Origin of the sequence: Actinomadura livida, from assembly GCF_014648675.1 — a bacterium.
In the GTDB taxonomy this organism is placed as follows: Bacteria; Actinomycetota; Actinomycetes; order Streptosporangiales; family Streptosporangiaceae; genus Spirillospora; species Spirillospora livida.
Genome location: NZ_BMRO01000006.1, coordinates 153242 through 168687, shown reverse-complemented (window position 1 = coordinate 168687; position 15446 = coordinate 153242). Strand labels below are relative to the sequence as shown.

The following is a 15446-nucleotide window of genomic DNA, read 5'->3' as shown; positions in this document are numbered from 1 at the left end:
ACACCGAGCTGGACGCCCTCTACGAGCGGTTCCCGATCCTGGGGGAGCGGCGCGCGCAGCGTGCGGCCGACCTCTCGGGCGGCCAGCAGCAGATGCTCGCGATCGCCACCGCGCTCGCCGCCAGGCCCGCCGTCCTGCTGGTCGACGAGCCGTCGTCGGGACTGGCCCCCGTGTTCGTCGACCTGGTCTTCGAATGCCTGGAGCGGCTGCGGGACGACGGCCTCGCCATCCTGCTCGTCGAGCAGCTCGTCGAGCAGGTCCTGGGCGGGATCGCCGACGAGGTCATCGTGCTGGAGCGCGGGCGCGTCACCCTGCGCGACTCGGCGGCGAACCTGTCGGTCGAGGACGTGGCCGAGAGCATCTATTCGTCGGGCTGACACCCGGACCGGGCGGCAGGCGGGAATCCGCTCAGTAGCCCGCCCCGCTCGCCGAAACATCTAAATGATATATATTTCAGCTTCCAACGGAGAAGGAGCAGGGGCGTGGACGTGGAGATGGACGAGCGGGCCGAGGAGCTCCGCGCGCGACTGCGCGCGATCCTCCGCGAGCTCCTTCCGGACGACTGGGCGGGCCCGTTCTCCGAGGATCCGCGCGCCCGGCTCGTCACCCGCCGGGTCATCGACCGGCTGGTCGCGGAGCGCCTGCTGACCATCGACTGGCCGGAGGAGTACGGCGGCGCGGGGGCCACGCTGTGGGAGTCGGCGGTGCTCCGCGAGGAGATGTGGGCCCACCTGGAGCCCCGCGGAGCGCAGTACATGGGGCTCAGCTGGGTCGGCCCGACCATCATGGAGTTCGGGACGGAGCCCCAGAAGGCCGGGCACCTGCGCCCCATCGCCGCCGGGGAGGTGGTCTGGTGCCAGGGGTTCAGCGAGCCGGAGGCGGGGAGCGACCTCGGGTCGCTGTCGCTGCCGGCGGTCCCGGACGGCGACGGCTGGCTCGTCCGGGGCCAGAAGATCTGGACGTCGTACGCGACGCTCGCCGACTGGTGCTTCCTGGCCGCCCGCACCACCGCCCGCGAGAGCTCGAAGACCGGGGGCGTCACGATCTTCCTGGTCCCGATGGACCGGGCCGGGATCAGCGTGCGCCCGATCGCGTCGATCATGGGTCCGCAGCACCTGAACGAGGTGTTCTTCGATGACGTCCGGGTCACCCGGGAGGACGTGCTGGGGGAGGTCGACGACGGCTGGGCGGTGATCCGCTTCGTCCTCGGCCACGAGCGCATCGGCATCCCGAGGTACGCGCGGGACGAGCGGCTGCTCGCCGAGCTGGGAGCGGTGGAGGCCACCGCCTCCGGCGGCCTGGGCGAGGACTTCGTCACCGCCCTGGTGCACGCCCGCACGGCGAGGCTGCTGAACCACCGGGCCATCGCCCGGCGGGAGGCCGGCGGGCTCACCGACCGGATCGCGTCGGGGGCGCGGATCGCCTCCATCGAACTCGACCAGGAGGTCGCCGGGCTCGCCCTGGACGCCCTCGGAGCACCGGGGCTGCGGCCGAACGGGGACGGGGTGCTCGGCCACGCCGAGGACGTCTACCGGTACGCGCGCTCGGCCACGATCGCCTCGGGCACGATCGAGATCCAGCGCATGCTGGTCGCGCGTTCCCTGATGCAGGACGCGTCGTGAAGCGGGAATGGGCGCCGGCGGCGCTCGCCCTGCGGGACGCCGTGCGCGCGGTGCTGGCCGATCACGGCGGGGTCGAGATCGCGCGGTCGGCCGAGGAGCGGCCGCGGGTCCGCGGCGACGACCTGCGGCCGGCGCTGGAGTCGGTCGGGGTGCTGGACCTCGACCCGCTCGGCGACGCGGAGGAGTCGGAGGCGGCGATGCTCGCCGTCAGGGCGTGCGGCGCGGTCGTCGCGCCCTGGCCGCTGGCCCGCGCCCTCAGCGTCCCCGTCGAGTGGCGGGCGCGCTGCCAGGCGATCTACGTCGTCGACGGCCCGGTCTCCCATCTGGACCACGCCGACCTGTTCGAGAGCGCCGGGGCGGTGCCGCTGGGCGGTGACCCGCTGCCCCGGGCCGTGGCGCCCACGGGTTCCCGGAGCCGGGCGCCGCTCGACCCCTTCGGGGTCCCGGTCGAGCTCCGCGGACCGGCCGGCGCGGCCGCGCTGCCCGACCGCGCGCTGCTGATGTCGTTCGTCCTCGACGGCTTCTGGGTGGCGGGCGCGCTGGAGACGGTCGCGCTGCAGGCGGCCGGGTACGCGGGGACGCGCCGCCAGTTCGGCAGGCCGATCGGGCGGTTCGGGGAGATCCGGTGGCGGCTGGCCGACATCGCCGTCGCGATGGACGGCCTCGACGAACTCGCGACCTACACCTGGTTCCAGGTGCACCGGGGCCGCGCGACCCTCGCCGACGCCCTCGCGCTGCGGCTCGGGATGCTGGAGGCCGCGGACTCCGTGCTGCGGCACGCGCACCAGGTGTTCGGCGCGATCGGTCTCTGCGAGGAGCACGACCTCACCGTCCTGGACCGGCACCTGGCCCCGGTGCTGCTGCGCCCGGCGAGCCTGAGCCGCACCCGTTCGCTGCTCCTGGAGGCGGTCAACCGGCACGGTTTCCGCGGCACGTTCGACGTGCCTCGCCGGTGACCGGGGAGCGGGCGGCCCCGCAGCTCACCCTGGGGATACGCAACTACGCCGCCACGCCCCCGGAGAGCTGGCGCCACGTGCTGGACCAGGCCCGCGCCGCCGAGGACGCCGGGCTGGACCGGGTCTTCGTGAGCGACCACGTCGTCTTCGGTTCCGACCTCAGCGCGTACGGGGACCCCGGCAGCGGAGGCAGGGCGGGCGGCCGCCAGCCGACCGGTCCCGACGGCGACTGGCTGGAGTCGCTCACCGTGCTGGCCTCCCTCGCGGCGGTCACGTCCCGCCTCCGGCTCGCCACCAACGTCCTGGTGGCGCCCCTCCGGCCGCCGGTCCTGCTCGCCAAGGTGGCCGCCACGATCGACGCGCTCAGCGGGGGACGGCTCGAACTCGGCGTCGGCATCGGCTGGCAGGAGGCCGAGTACCGCGCCCTCGGCGTCGACTTCGCGCGGCGGGGGCGGCTGCTCGACGAACTGCTCGCCGCCTGCCATGAGCTGTGGACCAGCCCGGTCGCCGCCTTCGAGGGCAGGCACGTGCGTTTCGCGGACGTGCACATGATGCCCAAGCCGGTGCGGGCGGCCGGCGTGCCGGTGTGGATCGGCGGCTCCGTCAAGCCGGCCGTGGCGCGCAGGATCGTCCGCCACGGCGTCGGCTGGATTCCGTGGGGCGTCACCGCCGCGGAGTTCGCGGGCGCCCTCGGTGAGATGCGGAGGCTGGTCGAGGCGGAGGGCGGGGACTTCGGCGGCGTCCAGGTCGCCTACCCGCTCGCCAACGCCTTCACGTCCCGCGGCCGGGTCGACTACCCGGCCATGTTCGCCGGGGCCGCTGCGCTGGCGGAGCAGGGCGTCACCGACTTCCGGACCCTGCTGCGGGTCCCCCGCCGGTACGACGAGGCGCGCTCGATGCTCGACGAGATGGTCCGGGAATTCGCCGATGCGGTCGGCTGAAACCTTGTCAACCAACCGTACGGTTGGGTATACAGATCGGAACGCACCCCGCTGTGCGCTGCACGAAGACCGAGGCAGGGAGGGCCGGGTGGACCTGGAGCCGACTCCGGAGCAACGCGACACCGCCGCGACCTTCGAACGCGTGCTCGCGCGCGAGTCGTCCGCCGAGCGGGTGCGCGCCGTCGAGGACGCGGGCTTCGACCCGGCGCTGTGGAAGGTCCTCGTGGAGACGGGCGCCGTCGGGATCGCCGTCCCCGAGCCCGCCGGCGGCACCGGCGCCGGCGTCCTCGAACTCGGCCTCGCGGCCGAGGCCGCCGGGCGGCACCTGGCGTGCGCGCCGCTCGTCGAGGCGGCCTCCGCGGCGATGCTCCTCGCCGCGGTGCAGGGGCAGGAGGCGCGGTCCGCGCAGGCCCTGGCGGGAGGACCCCCGGTGGTCCTCTGCCCGCGGCCGGCGGCCGGCGGCACCGCGGTGCTGGTGCCGGGAGGCGGAGCGGCGCGGGGCGTGGTCGCGCTCGACGGCGGCGACCTCGTCCTCGCGCAGGGCCCGCCGGCCGCGCCGCCCGGTGATCTCGGCTTCCTGGCCTGTGCCGATCGGCCGCTCGGCGGCGGCCCCGTCGAGCGGACCGTGCTCGCCCGCGGCGAGGAGGCGCGGGACCTCTTCCGCGCGGGGGCCGGCTGGTGGCGCCTGGGCAGCGCGTCGGTGCTGGTCGGGCTGGCGGACCGGGCGCTCGCCGTCGCCGTGGACTACGCCAGGACGCGCGAGCAGTTCGGGGTCAGGATCGGGACCTTCCAGGCGGTCCAGCACCTGCTCGCGGACGTGGCAATGGCCGTGGACGGCGCGCGGCTGCTCGTGCGCGAGACCGCGTGGCGGCACGACGAGGGCGACGCGGGGTGGCGCGACGCCGCCGACATCGCCTTCGCCCATGCGGCCGAGACCGCCGTCCGGTCCGCGGAGGCGTGCCTCCACGTGCACGGCGGCTACGGCTACACGCTGGAGTACGACGCCCAGCTCTACCTGCGGCGGGCGAAGGCGCTCCAGCTCCAGGGCGGCGACCCCGAGGCGATCTGGGCGTCGATCGGCGCCGCGACCCTGAGGAGGGCGGGCTGATGGACTTCGCCGCCGGCGCCGAGGCGGAAGCGCTCCGGGCGGAGGTGCGCGCCTTCGTCCGCGAGCACCTCACCGCCGACGTGCTCGGACGCGTCGCGGCCACGGGCGACTACCACGACCGCGAGTTCCATGCGGCGCTCGCCGGCCGGGGTTGGGTGGGCGCGCACTGGCACGTCGAGGACGGCGGGCGCGGCTGGGACCGCGCCATGACCGACATCATCTACGAGGAGCTCGCCTCGGCCGGTGCGCCGACCGAGGGTCTCGCGATCACGCAGATCGTGGGGGAGGCCGTCCGGCGCGTCGGCACCGCGGAGCAGCGGCGGCGGCTGCTCCCGCCGATCTGCCGGGGGGAGCTGCTGCTCGCCCTCGGCTACACCGAGCCCGGCTCGGGGTCCGACCTGGCCTCGGTCCGGACCCGGGCGGCCCGCGACGGCGCCGGGTGGGTGATCAGCGGCCAGAAGATCTTCACGACGCTCGCCGGCAAGGCCGACCACGTCTTCCTCCTGGCCCGCACCGACCCCGACGCGCCCAAGCACGCCGGTCTCACGCTGTTCCTGGTCCCGACCGCCGCCGAGGGCTTCTCGGTGGCACCGATCTTCACGCTGAGCGGCCAGCGCACCAACGTCACCTACTACTCCGACGTCCGCGTCGGCGACGAGGCGCGCGTCGGCGCGGAAGGGCAGGGCTGGGAGATCGTCAACGTCGCCCTCGCCTTCGAGCGCGGCGGCGAGTTCGCGGCGCAGCTGCGCCGGCTGGTGACGGCGGCGGCGACCTGGGGCCGCGGCCGGGACGCCGGCGCCGGGTTCCACGCCCGGCTCGGCCGCGCCGCCGCCTCCGCCGAGGTCGCCCGCCTGCTGGGCGTGCAGGCGTCGTGGTCCCGCTCCAGTGCCGCGGCGGGGGCCGTCGAGGGGACGATGGCCAAGGTCTACGGCACCGAGGCGCTGCTCCGCGAGAGCCGTGCGCTGCTCGACGCGACCGGTGTCGAAGGGCTGCTGAACCGCGGCGCCGCCGGCGCGGCGGCCGCCGGCGAGCTCCAGCATCTGTACCGCGAGTCGCAGATCGCCACGATCTACGGCGGCACCTCCGAGGTGCTGCTCACCCTCATCGCCCAGCAGCGGCTCGGGCTGCCGCGCGGGCGGCGCTCCACCGGGGCGTAGCGGCCGGGCACCTCAGCGCGGCCGCGTTTGTGCAGAGTCACGTCAACTCACGAGGAGGCTCAGGTGGGTACGTCGGAGTTCGACTGGAACCCGGCGACGGTCTGGGAGACCGTCGCCGAGGAGATCCCCGGGGCGCCGGCCCAGGTGCACGGCGATCGCACCTTCTCGTGGGCCGAGTTCGACGGCCGGGCGAACGGGCTGGCCGCCGCCCTGCTCGACGCCGACGCGAGCAACGACGACCGGGTGGCGCTGTACCTGCGCAACAGCCCGGAGTACATGGAGGTCCAGCACGCCGCGTTCAAGATCGGGATCCCGGCCGTCAACACCAACTACCGCTATCGGGACGAGGAGCTCCGCTACCTCTTCGACGACGCGGACGTGACCTCCGTGGTCTTCCACGGATCCTTCACCGAGAGGCTGGAGTCGATCCGCAGGGCGTCGCCGCGGCTGCGCCGGTTCTTCCATGTCGACGACGGAACCGATCCGTGCCCGGAGTGGGCCGTCCCCTACGAGGAGGCGGCGGCCTCCGGGGAGGGGGCGGTGCGCTCGCCGTGGGGGCGCGGCGGCGACGACCTGTTCCTGCTCTACACGGGCGGGACGACCGGGCTGCCCAAGGGCGTGATGTGGCGCGTCGAGGACATGCTCCGCCAGATCAACGACGTCGCGGAGCTGTCGTTCGACCTCGACGGCGATGCGCACTCCTCCATCCGGGCCGCCGTCAACGGCCCGGGCCCGGCCCACGTCTCCTGCAGCCCGATGATGCACGGCAGCGGCTGGTTCGGGGCCGCCATCGCGATGCACCAGGGCGGGAGCGTCGGCTCGCTGGTCCAGCCGAACCTGGACGCCGGGGAACTGCTCGACCTCATCGACCGGCTCGGCGTGGCCAGCCTCACGATCGCGGGCGAGGTCTTCGCCCACAAGATCCTCGCGACGCTGGACGAGCGGCCCGGCCGCTGGGACAGCACCTCCGTCCGGCACGTCCTCACCTCGGGCGGGATGCTGAGCGAGGCCAGCAAGCGGGCCCTCCTGGAGCACTGGCCGCACGCCTCGATCCTGGACGGCTTCTCCTCCTCGGAGGGGTTCGGCATGGGCTGGTCGGTGGCCACGCGGGGGAACGTCCCGCCGACCGGGAGGTTCACCCCGGGCGCCAACCTCCGCGTGCTGGACCCGGCCGGCCGGCCGGTCGCCCCGGGCTCCGGGGTGGTCGGGAAGCTGGTCGTGACCAACCGCCTGCCCCTCGGCTACTACAAGGACCCCGGCAAGACCGAGCGCACCTTCCCGGTCGTCGACGGCGTCCGCTCGGCGATCCCCGGCGACCACGCGCTCGTGCTGGAGGACGGCGCCATCCAGCTGATGGGCCGCGACTCCCTCTGCATCAACTCCGGCGGCGAGAAGATCTTCACCGAGGAGGTCGAGGGCGTCATCCTCGACCACGACGCGGTCGCCGACGTCCTCGTCGCGGGCATCCCCGACCCCAAGTGGGGGCAGGTCGTGGCGGCGATCGTCAGCCTGGAGCCGGGCCGGTCACTCGGCGCGGACGACGTGGTCTCGCACGTCAAGGCGCGGCTCGCCGACTACAAGGCGCCGAAGGTCGTGGTCTTCGTCGACGTCGTCCCGCGCGGGCCCAACGGCAAGGCCGACTACGGCACCGCGCGGGACCTGGCTGAGGCCCACCGCCGGCCGGCGTCCTGACGCCGGTCGCCGGGACCCGGACGGGCCCCGCCGACCGGCGTGGACGGGCCGGTGCACGGCCCGTCCACGCCGCGGCTCACACCCGCTCGATGATGGTGGCCGTCCCCATGCCCCCGCCCGTGCACATGGTGACCAGTCCGGTGGACAGGTCACGCCGCTCCATCTCGTCGAGCAGGGTGGCGAGCAGGATCGGGCCGCTGGCGCCGATCGGGTGGCCCAGCGCGATGGCGCCCCCGTTGACGTTGATCCGGCCGGGATCGACACCGGTCTCCCGGGCGAACCGGAGCACGACCGACGCGAACGCCTCGTTGACCTCGAAGAGGTCGATGTCGTCCAGCGACATCCCGGCGCGCCGCGCGCACTGCTCGGCCGCCGGGCCGGGCGCGGTGAGCATGATGACCGGCTCCGCGCCGGCCGTCGCCGTCGCGACGACGCGCGCCCGCGGCCGCAGGCCCCGCTCGCGCGCGTACCGCTCGCCGGTCACCAGTACGGCGCCCGCGCCGTCGGCCAGCCCCGACGAGTTGCCGGCGTGGTGGACGTGCGCGATCTCGCCGGCCTCCGGATAGACCTCGCGCGCCATCGCGTCGAAGCTGCGGTCGTAGCCCTCGACGGCGGCGGCGCCGAGCCGCTCGAAGGACGGCGGCAGGGCCGCGAGCGCCTCCTCCGTGGTGTCCCGCGGCAGTTCCTCGCGGTCGAGGACGACCCGTCCGGCGGCGTCCGTCACCGGGACCGTCGAGGCGGCGAAACGCCCCTCGGCGATCGCGGCGGCCGCCCTGCGCTGCGACTCCGCGGCGAACCGGTCGACGTCGGCGCGGCCGAACCCCTCGACGGCGGCGATCAGGTCGGCCGAGATCCCCTGCGGGATGACGGGGTAGCGGGCGCGGAGGCGCTCGTTGCCGCCGTCGAGGGTCATGCGCGAGGGGGGCGGGTAGTGCGACATCATCTCGACGCCCGACGCCACGACGGCATCGGCCTGGCCGGCCTCGACCATCATGGCGGCCGAGTTGACGGCCTGCTGGCCCGAGCCGCAGGCGCGGTTGAACGTCACGCCGGGCACCTCGACCGGCCAGCCGGCCGCGAGCACGGAGAGCCGGCCGATGTTGTCGCCGTGGACGCCCACCGCGTTCGCGCACCCCGTGAGCACGTCCGCGATCTCCGCCGGGTCGAGCCCGGTCCGCTTCCGCAGTTCCACCAGCACCCCGGCGAGGAGCTCCTGCGGATGGAGCGCGGAGAGCGCTCCGCCGGGCCTGCCCCTGCCCCGGGGCGTCCTGACGATGTCGACGATCACGGCGTTCTTCATGGACGCGACTGTACCCAGCCGACCAGTTGGTTGGCTATACTCTCCGCTTACCAGCGGTCGTCCGGCCGCGGCACGCCGAGGGGTGAGTGATGACGGAACTGCGGTTCGACGACCGGGTGGCGATCGTGACCGGCGCCGGCGGCGGTCTCGGCCGGGCGCACGCGCGGCTGCTCGCGGCGCGCGGAGCCAAGGTCGTGGTGAACGACATCGACCGCGCGGACGGCAGCGGCCGCGCCCCCGCGGCGGTCCTGGTCGAGGAGATCGAGGCCGCGGGAGGCACGGCGGTCGCCCACAACGCGTCCGTGGCCGAGCCGGGAGCCGCCGCCGGGGCGGTCACGACGGCACTGCACGCGTTCGGCCGCCTCGACATCGTGGTGAACAACGCCGGCGTCGTCCGCGACCGCTCCTTCCTCAAGATGAACGACCAGGAGCTCAAAGACGTCCTCGACGTGCACTTCCACGGGACCTTCGACCTCACCCAGGCGGCGTGGGGCGTCTTCCGGGACCAGGGGTACGGTCGTGTCGTTATGACGACCTCGGTGGCGGGGCTGTTCGGCAACCTCGGCCAGGCCAACTACGCCTCTGCCAAAGCGGCCATGGTGGGCTTGGGGCGCACGCTCGCCGTGGAGGGCGCGCGCTACGGGATCAAGGTGAACCTCGTGTCCCCGGGGGCCGCGACCGCGATGACGGCCGGGATGCTGCCCGAGGACCTCCACGAGGAGATGTCGCCCGACCGGGTCGCCCCGATGGTCGCCTACCTGTGCCACGAGTCGTGCGCCGTGACCGGCGAGATCTTCCACGCGGTCGCGGGCCGGTTCGCCCGCAACTTCATCGCGCTGACCGACGGCTACACCAATCCCGGCGCGACGGTCGAGGACGTCGCCGCGAACCTCGGGACGATCATGGACACGACGTCGTGGAGCATCCCCTCGCAGGCAGTCGAGCTGCCCCGATGACCGGGCGCACGCCCGCCGGGACGACGACCGAGCAAGGAGGTCCCCGCATGACCATCGACCACGAGGCGACGCCCCGGGCCCGCGGTGGTGCGGCATGAGCGTGGACGTCGATCGGGACGGCGGCCTGGTCCGCATCGTCCTCAACGCGCCCGAGCGGCGCAACGCCCTGACCCCCGAGGAGTTCGAGCTTCTCGGCGCCGAGCTGACCCGGATCGCGCGGACGCCGTCGGACCGCGCGGTGCTCCTGACGGGCGCGGGTACCGCGTTCTGCGCCGGCGCCCAGCTGGCCGAGGCCGTGCCGGACGAGTCGACCCTGGCGCTCATGGGCCGGATCAACGAGGCCGCCCGCGCGCTGCACCGGCTGCCGCAGCCGATCGTGGCGGCGGTCAACGGGCCCGCGTACGGCGCGGGGATGAGCATCGCGCTGGGCTGCGACATCGTGGTGGCCGCCGACAGCGCCACCTTCTGCCAGGTCTTCGTGAAGCGCGGCCTGGTGCCGGACTTCGGGAGTTCCTGGCTGCTGCCCCGCATCGTCGGGCGGCAGGCCGCGAAGCGGCTGGTGCTCACCGGTGAGCCGGTCGGCGCCGCCGAGGCGCTCGCCCTCGGGATCGCCGCCCAGGTCGTGCCCGCCGCCGAGCTCCAGGCCGCGGCGGAGTCGCTGGCCCGCACCCTCGCGGACGGTCCGCCGATCGCCCAGCGGCTGGCCAAGAGGCTCCTCGACGCCTCGTCCACGAACGGGTTCGACGACCAGCTCGAGGCGGAGGCGGCCGGAGCGGCCATCGCGTCGGCGTCCGAGGACGTCGCGGAGGCCTTCGCCGCCTTCGCCGCCAAGCGGCCGCCCGCCTTCCGCGGCCGCTGAGACCCCTGAGCGGGTCGCGGAAGGCCCGGCGGGCGGGTCAGGCGGGCGAGCGGAAGCCCCGCCTGCGGTAGCCCTCCGGATCGATGACGCGCCGGATGAGGTCCACCTGCCGGACGGTCGGCACCGCCGTCGCGGCGACCTCCGCCGGGAGGACCGGTTCGAACCCGGTGGCGGCGAGCACCTGCTCGACGGTCACGCCGGGATGCACCGAGCGCAGCCGCATCCGCTCGGACACCGGCGCGAAATCGAGCACCGCCAGGTTCGTGACGACCAGCTCCGGGCCGCCGCCGAGCCCGAGCCGCGCGCGTTCGCCCCCGCCGCCCAGGTAGCCGGCCGCGGAGCGGAAGTCCACCCGCTCGACGAGCGTGCGCGGAGAGTGGTCGGCCACCCAGTAGACGATCCGCTTCGAGAGGGACCCCATGTCCCCCAGGCCCGCGGTGCCGGGCAGCCGCACCCGCGGCCGGTCGAAGGACCCGATGACGCTGTTGTTCGCGTTGCCGTGGGCGTCGATCTGGGCGGCGCCCGCGCAGAACGTCCGCAGCAGCCGCTCGTCGGCCACCCAGTCCCACAACTCGGTGGCGACGTCGACGTACATCACCGAGTCCCGCCACAGCGGCCACTCGAAGGTCGAGGCCGTCAGGCGCGGCGAGCGCGGGGAGACCCCCGAGCCGCCGGCGATCCACACCAGGTCCGGCGCGTGGGTCCGGCGCGCCAGCTTGATCGCGCAGACCGGGATGAACGACGAGAGGCCGTTGAGCACCTGGTCGCCGTCCTGGAAGCAGGCGGCGAGCACGCACACCATCAGCTCGTCGACGGTGTAGTCGTCCGCGGGGCCGTCGGCCGGGGCGGCGCTGCCGTCCGCCCGGCCGCTCATCGCGCGCCGCCCCGGGTGAGGCCGGCGAGGCGCTCGGGCCCGATCATCGCGACGTAGTCGCCGTGCGTCGCCGCGCCGCGGACGACGCGGTCGAGGAACCGCGCGGCGCCCGCCTCGTCGCCGCTGGCGGCCGCCCAGGACCGGATGAACTCCTCGTCGTAGTCGTACGCCGGGAAGAGCGAGGTCGGATGGGCGCCGTACGGCGCCTCGACGACGGCGTCCACCAGGAAGGCGGGGAGGACGGTCCGCTCGGGGGCCTCCCGGAGCACGCCGGTGTCGACGATCTCCTCGGCGGTGACGACCACGCGCCGCGCCGCCCGGGGGAGGAGCGCCGTCATGGGGTGGCGGGGGCCCGGGTCCACGGCGACGTTGCCGAACCGGTCGGCGCGGTGCGCGTGCAGGAGCGCGACGTCGGGGTGCAGGGCGGCGCACGCCACCACCGGCGGCCCGCCGAACGGATCGGGGACGACCTTCACCGCGGGATTGCCCACGCGCAGCAGGTCGGTTCCGATCATCCCGGCCGTGGGCAGGAACGGCAGCCCCCGGGCGGCGGCGCCCAGCCGGGCCAGGAGGGCGGTCTCCGACAGCTCCTCCACGCCGACGGCGCCGGCCTCGACCGCCCGGCGGAACCGCCGGCACATGCCGAAGTGCTCCATCGTGGCCGCCGCGAACGTGACCCGGCCGACGCCGCCCGCCGCGACCAGCCAGTCCAGGGCGATGCCGCCGCTCAGGGTCACGATGTGCAGGTCGCGGGCGCCGCCGCGGATCAGCTCCCGCACCAGGGCCATCGGCGCGCACTGCGTCGGCCCCGACTGGAGGCCGACCACGTCCCCGTCCCGCACGAGACGCATCGCCCGCTCGGCCGAGGTGAGCTTCTCGATCACCCGCCGTCCTCCGCGCCGGGCGGTCGTGCGCGCCGCGGCGAGACGTCCCGCGGAGACATCGGCGTCACCTCTTCCCAACCGACCAGTTGGCTGGCAAAGTATCCCCGAGGCTGCACACCGGTCAACAGGGGCGGGCGATGGACTTCCAGGAGACGGCCGAGCATTCGGCGATCCGCGAGGCGGTGGCCTCGATCGGCGCGGCGTTCGGGCACGGGTACTTCGCCGCCTGCGCGCGGGAGAAGCGGTTCGCCGACGAGTTGTGGGCCGCGGTCTTCGACAGCGGGTTCGGCGCCGTCAACCTGCCCGAGAGGTACGGCGGGGGCGGCGGGGGCGTCCACGAGACGGCGATCGTGATCGAGGAACTGGCCGCCCAGGGGTGCCCGCTGATCCACCTGATCGTCGCGGGCATGTGCGGGCCGATCATCGACGAGTTCGGCACCGAGGAGCAGAAGGAGCGCTGGCTGCCCGGCCTCGCCGCCGGCACCGTCAAGATGGCCTTCGCGATCACCGAGTCCGAAGCCGGCTCGAACGCGCCGAACCTCTCGACCACGGCCCGGCGGGACGGTGCCGGCTGGGTGCTCAAGGGCGCCAAGCAGTACATCACGAACATGGACGTCGCCGACGCGGTCCTCGTGGTGGCCCGTACCGGCACCGACGACCGCGGCCGCGGCCTGCTGACGATGTTCATCGTCGACACGGGCGCCGAGGGGCTGGAGTACCGGCCGATCCCGATGGAGATCAAGGAGCCGGACCAGCAGTTCTCGGTCTACCTGGACGACGTGGCGGTCCCGCGCGAACGGCTGGTCGGCGGCGTCCCCGACCAGGGGCTGCGGCAGGTGTTCTCGGGACTCAACCCGGAGCGGGTGAACGTCGCGGCACAGGCCAACGGGCTCAGCCGCTACTTCATCGGCAAGGCGGTCGGCTACGCGCGGGAGCGGAACGTCTGGGGCCGGCCCATCGGCGCGCACCAGGGCGTCGCCCATCCGCTGGCGGAGGTGAAGATCCGGCTCGAACTCGCCCGCCTGATGACCCACAAGGCGGCCTGGCTGTTCGACCGCCGGCTGCCCGAGGTCGGCGAAGCGGCCGCCGTGGCCAAGCTCGCCGCCGCCGACACGGCGCTCGCCGCCTTCGACCAGGCCGTCCAGGTCCACGGCGGCAACGCCTTCGCCAGCGAGTACGGCATCGGCGACCTGTGGGGACTCACCCGGCTGATGAGGTCGGCCCCGGTGAGCCGGGAGATGGTGCTCAACCACGTCACCCAGCACTCGCTGGGCCTGCCGCGCTCGTACTGACGCCCGAGACCGCTCCTTGTCGTCCTGCGTCACTTCCACGCCGCGCAAGATTCCAGCCGACTAGTCGGTCGACCATTGCCTTCGATGGTCGAAGTGAGGGTGATCTTGCAGGTGGCGGCGAAGTCGGCCCGGCTGACTCTTGGCGGGGCCGGGGATCTGGGTTAGGGTTACCCAACCAACCGGTTGGCAGAGGAGGATGCGGTGGCTGACGAGGTCACGACGATCCCCGCACAACTGGCCGCGCGCGTCGCGGCGGACCCGGACGCCCATCTGGCCGCGGCCGGCGGCGGCTGGACGACGGTCGCCGAGGTCCAGGACCGCGCCCGCCGCCTGGCGGCGGGCCTGCACGGACTCGGCGTCTCGCCCGGCGACCGGGTCGCGTCGATCATGCAGAACAGGCCCGAGGCGATCGACCTGTTCTTCGCGTGCGCCGAGCTCGGTGCGGTCCAGGTACCGCTGAACGTGTTCCTGAAGGGCGAGTTCCTCCGCTACCAGCTGGCCGACGCCGACCCGGGCGTCCTGGTCGTGGACGCCGCCGCGTTCGACATGGCGACCCGGCTGGTGTCGGACTCGGGGATGGACATCCGGGTCGTGGCGCTCGACGGCACCGGCAGCGATACCGGCACCGGCGCCGACGTCGTCGCGTTCCAGGACCTCGCCCTGGCGCCGGAGCGGACGTGGCCCGAACCGGGCCCGGACTCGCTGCTCAGCATCCTCTACACCTCGGGGACGACCGGGCTGCCCAAGGGCTGCATGATCAACCAGGGCTATTTCCTGCACATGCCCAAGGCGCACATGAGGTTCGGGTGGTTCAAGCCGTCGGACACCTCGATCACCACCCTGCCGCTCTACCACGGCTTCGGTCTGAGCGCCCTGATGGACGCGCTCGTGGCGGAGTGCCGGGTGGCCTTCGAGCCCGAGTTCCGCGCCTCGACCCTGATCGCCCGCGCCCGGGAGGTCGGCGCCACCCAGTTGTGGGCCGTCGGGGCCATCGGGGCGGCGCTCCTGGCCGCACCTCCCAGTGAGGGGGACAGGGACCACGAGCTGGAGCGGGCCGTCTTCATCCCGATGGCGCCCGGACCCCAGCACGAATTCGAACGCCGGTTCGGCGTGCACGTGCTGGCCGAGGGCTACGGCCAGACCGAGGTCCTGCCCGCCACGATGGACGGCGTCCGGGAGGGCCGGGACCGCCCCAGCTGCGGCAAGGCGCTGCCCTGGCTGGACGTCCAGGTCGTCGACGACGGCGACAACGTGCTGCCGGCCGGCGAGGTGGGGGAGATCGTCGTGCGGCCGCTCGAACCGTACTCGATCTTCTCCGGCTACTGGCGCAATGAGGCCGCCACGATGGACGCCTGGCGGAACCTGTGGCACCACACGGGCGACCTCGGCAGTTTCGACGAGGAGGGCACGCTCCACTTCGTCGACCGGAAGAAGGACGCCCTCCGCAGGCGGGGGGAGAACGTGTCCTCGGTCGAGCTGGAGGCGGCGATCGTCCGGCACCCCGGCATCGCCCAGGCGGCGGTCCACGCGGCGCCGTCCGAGCTGTCCGAGGACGAGATCAAGGCGTGCCTGGTGTTCGAGCCGGGCGCCGACCCGGCTCCGGAGGAGCTGTTCGAGTACTTCCGCGAGAACCTCCCGTACTACGCCGTGCCGCGGTACGTCGAGGTGATGGACGGGCTGCCCGTCAACGCCATGGGCCGCGTCCAGAAGCACAAGCTCCGCGAGGCCTGGAACGCGCCCCGCACGCTGGACTTCCAGGACTTGGGGCTGACCATCGACAAGAGCTCGCGCCGGTGAGCGATCGG

At 74.0% G+C, this 15446-nt stretch carries 14 protein-coding genes; 11 read left to right on the top strand and 3 right to left on the bottom strand.

Translation table 11 applies throughout. The features are described 5' to 3' along the window. The 7 genes from IEZ03_RS16040 to IEZ03_RS16010 all read left to right on the top strand — a co-directional run. Window positions 1-377: ATP-binding cassette domain-containing protein (locus IEZ03_RS16040; protein WP_189241203.1), on the top strand; the 377-nt coding region annotated here is incomplete at its 5' end. A gap of 105 nt (window positions 378-482) precedes the next feature. Then, on the top strand, window positions 483-1622 hold the full coding sequence (locus IEZ03_RS16035; protein WP_229808327.1) for an acyl-CoA dehydrogenase family protein: 1140 nt from the start codon (window positions 483-485) through the stop codon (window positions 1620-1622). Continuing rightward, window positions 1619-2578 carry an acyl-CoA dehydrogenase family protein gene (locus IEZ03_RS16030; protein WP_184883721.1) on the top strand — a complete coding sequence of 320 codons (960 nt, stop codon included), beginning with the start codon at window positions 1619-1621 and terminating at the stop codon, window positions 2576-2578. The genes IEZ03_RS16035 and IEZ03_RS16030 overlap by 4 nt, the downstream gene beginning before the upstream one ends. Then, window positions 2575-3519 carry a TIGR03619 family F420-dependent LLM class oxidoreductase gene (locus tag IEZ03_RS16025; protein WP_184883723.1) on the top strand — a complete coding sequence of 315 codons (945 nt, stop codon included), beginning with the start codon at window positions 2575-2577 and terminating at the stop codon, window positions 3517-3519. The genes IEZ03_RS16030 and IEZ03_RS16025 overlap by 4 nt, the downstream gene beginning before the upstream one ends. Window positions 3520-3607: 88 nt before the next feature. Beyond that, window positions 3608-4627, top strand: a complete 1020-nt coding sequence (locus IEZ03_RS16020) for an acyl-CoA dehydrogenase family protein (protein ID WP_184883725.1) — start codon at window positions 3608-3610, stop codon at window positions 4625-4627. Then, complete coding sequence (locus IEZ03_RS16015) at window positions 4627-5784, top strand: acyl-CoA dehydrogenase family protein (protein WP_184883726.1); 1158 nt, start codon at window positions 4627-4629, stop codon at window positions 5782-5784. Before IEZ03_RS16020 ends, IEZ03_RS16015 begins: the two co-directional genes overlap by 1 nt. Window positions 5785-5847: 63 nt before the next feature. Next, window positions 5848-7476: an AMP-binding protein gene (locus IEZ03_RS16010; RefSeq protein WP_184883728.1), complete on the top strand. Its 1629-nt coding sequence runs from the start codon at window positions 5848-5850 to the stop codon at window positions 7474-7476. A gap of 76 nt (window positions 7477-7552) precedes the next feature. Here the strand turns inward: IEZ03_RS16010 and IEZ03_RS16005 are convergent, their stop codons facing one another. Then, on the bottom strand, window positions 7553-8776 hold the full coding sequence (locus IEZ03_RS16005; RefSeq protein ID WP_184883729.1) for an acetyl-CoA C-acyltransferase: 1224 nt from the start codon (window positions 8774-8776) through the stop codon (window positions 7553-7555). Window positions 8777-8865: 89 nt separating this feature from the next. Here IEZ03_RS16005 and IEZ03_RS16000 point away from each other — a divergent pair, with 89 nt between their 5' ends. Beyond that, the gene (locus IEZ03_RS16000) at window positions 8866-9732 is read left to right on the top strand and encodes an SDR family NAD(P)-dependent oxidoreductase (protein ID WP_221480682.1); all 867 of its coding nucleotides are present in this window, start codon (window positions 8866-8868) and stop codon (window positions 9730-9732) included. Between the two features lie 94 nt (window positions 9733-9826). Further along, the gene (locus IEZ03_RS15995; protein ID WP_184883731.1) at window positions 9827-10591 is read left to right on the top strand and encodes an enoyl-CoA hydratase/isomerase family protein; all 765 of its coding nucleotides are present in this window, start codon (window positions 9827-9829) and stop codon (window positions 10589-10591) included. 37 nt (window positions 10592-10628) lie between these two features. Here IEZ03_RS15995 and IEZ03_RS15990 read toward each other — a convergent pair whose 3' ends face one another. Continuing rightward, window positions 10629-11465 (bottom strand): CoA-transferase subunit beta, encoded by an 837-nt coding sequence (locus IEZ03_RS15990; RefSeq protein WP_184883733.1) that lies wholly within the window; start codon window positions 11463-11465, stop codon window positions 10629-10631. Beyond that, the gene (locus tag IEZ03_RS15985; RefSeq protein ID WP_184883735.1) at window positions 11462-12349 is read right to left on the bottom strand and encodes a CoA transferase subunit A; all 888 of its coding nucleotides are present in this window, start codon (window positions 12347-12349) and stop codon (window positions 11462-11464) included. Before IEZ03_RS15985 ends, IEZ03_RS15990 begins: the two co-directional genes overlap by 4 nt. 137 nt (window positions 12350-12486) lie before the next feature. Here IEZ03_RS15985 and IEZ03_RS15980 point away from each other — a divergent pair, with 137 nt between their 5' ends. Both IEZ03_RS15980 and IEZ03_RS15975 read left to right on the top strand, forming a co-directional pair. Then, a complete protein-coding gene (locus IEZ03_RS15980) occupies window positions 12487-13641 on the top strand; it encodes an acyl-CoA dehydrogenase family protein (RefSeq protein WP_184883737.1) in 1155 nt (384 codons plus the stop codon). Between the two features lie 201 nt (window positions 13642-13842). After that, entirely contained in the window at window positions 13843-15438 is a 1596-nt protein-coding gene (locus tag IEZ03_RS15975; protein WP_184883739.1) for an AMP-binding protein, read from the top strand. Window positions 15439-15446: the final 8 nt, after the last annotated feature.

What these genes read in the sequence shown, in the direction of transcription:
- IEZ03_RS16015 (WP_184883726.1), top strand. Translation starts at nt 4,627, where the DNA reads ATGGACTTCGCCGCCGGCGCCGAGGCGGAAGCGCTCCGGGCGGAGGTG.
- IEZ03_RS16005 (WP_184883729.1), bottom strand. Translation starts at nt 8,776, where the DNA reads ATGAAGAACGCCGTGATCGTCGACATCGTCAGGACGCCCCGGGGCAGG.
- IEZ03_RS16000 (WP_221480682.1), top strand. Translation starts at nt 8,866, where the DNA reads ATGACGGAACTGCGGTTCGACGACCGGGTGGCGATCGTGACCGGCGCC.
- IEZ03_RS15995 (WP_184883731.1), top strand. Translation starts at nt 9,827, where the DNA reads ATGAGCGTGGACGTCGATCGGGACGGCGGCCTGGTCCGCATCGTCCTC.
- IEZ03_RS15990 (WP_184883733.1), bottom strand. Translation starts at nt 11,465, where the DNA reads ATGAGCGGCCGGGCGGACGGCAGCGCCGCCCCGGCCGACGGCCCCGCG.
- IEZ03_RS15980 (WP_184883737.1), top strand. Translation starts at nt 12,487, where the DNA reads ATGGACTTCCAGGAGACGGCCGAGCATTCGGCGATCCGCGAGGCGGTG.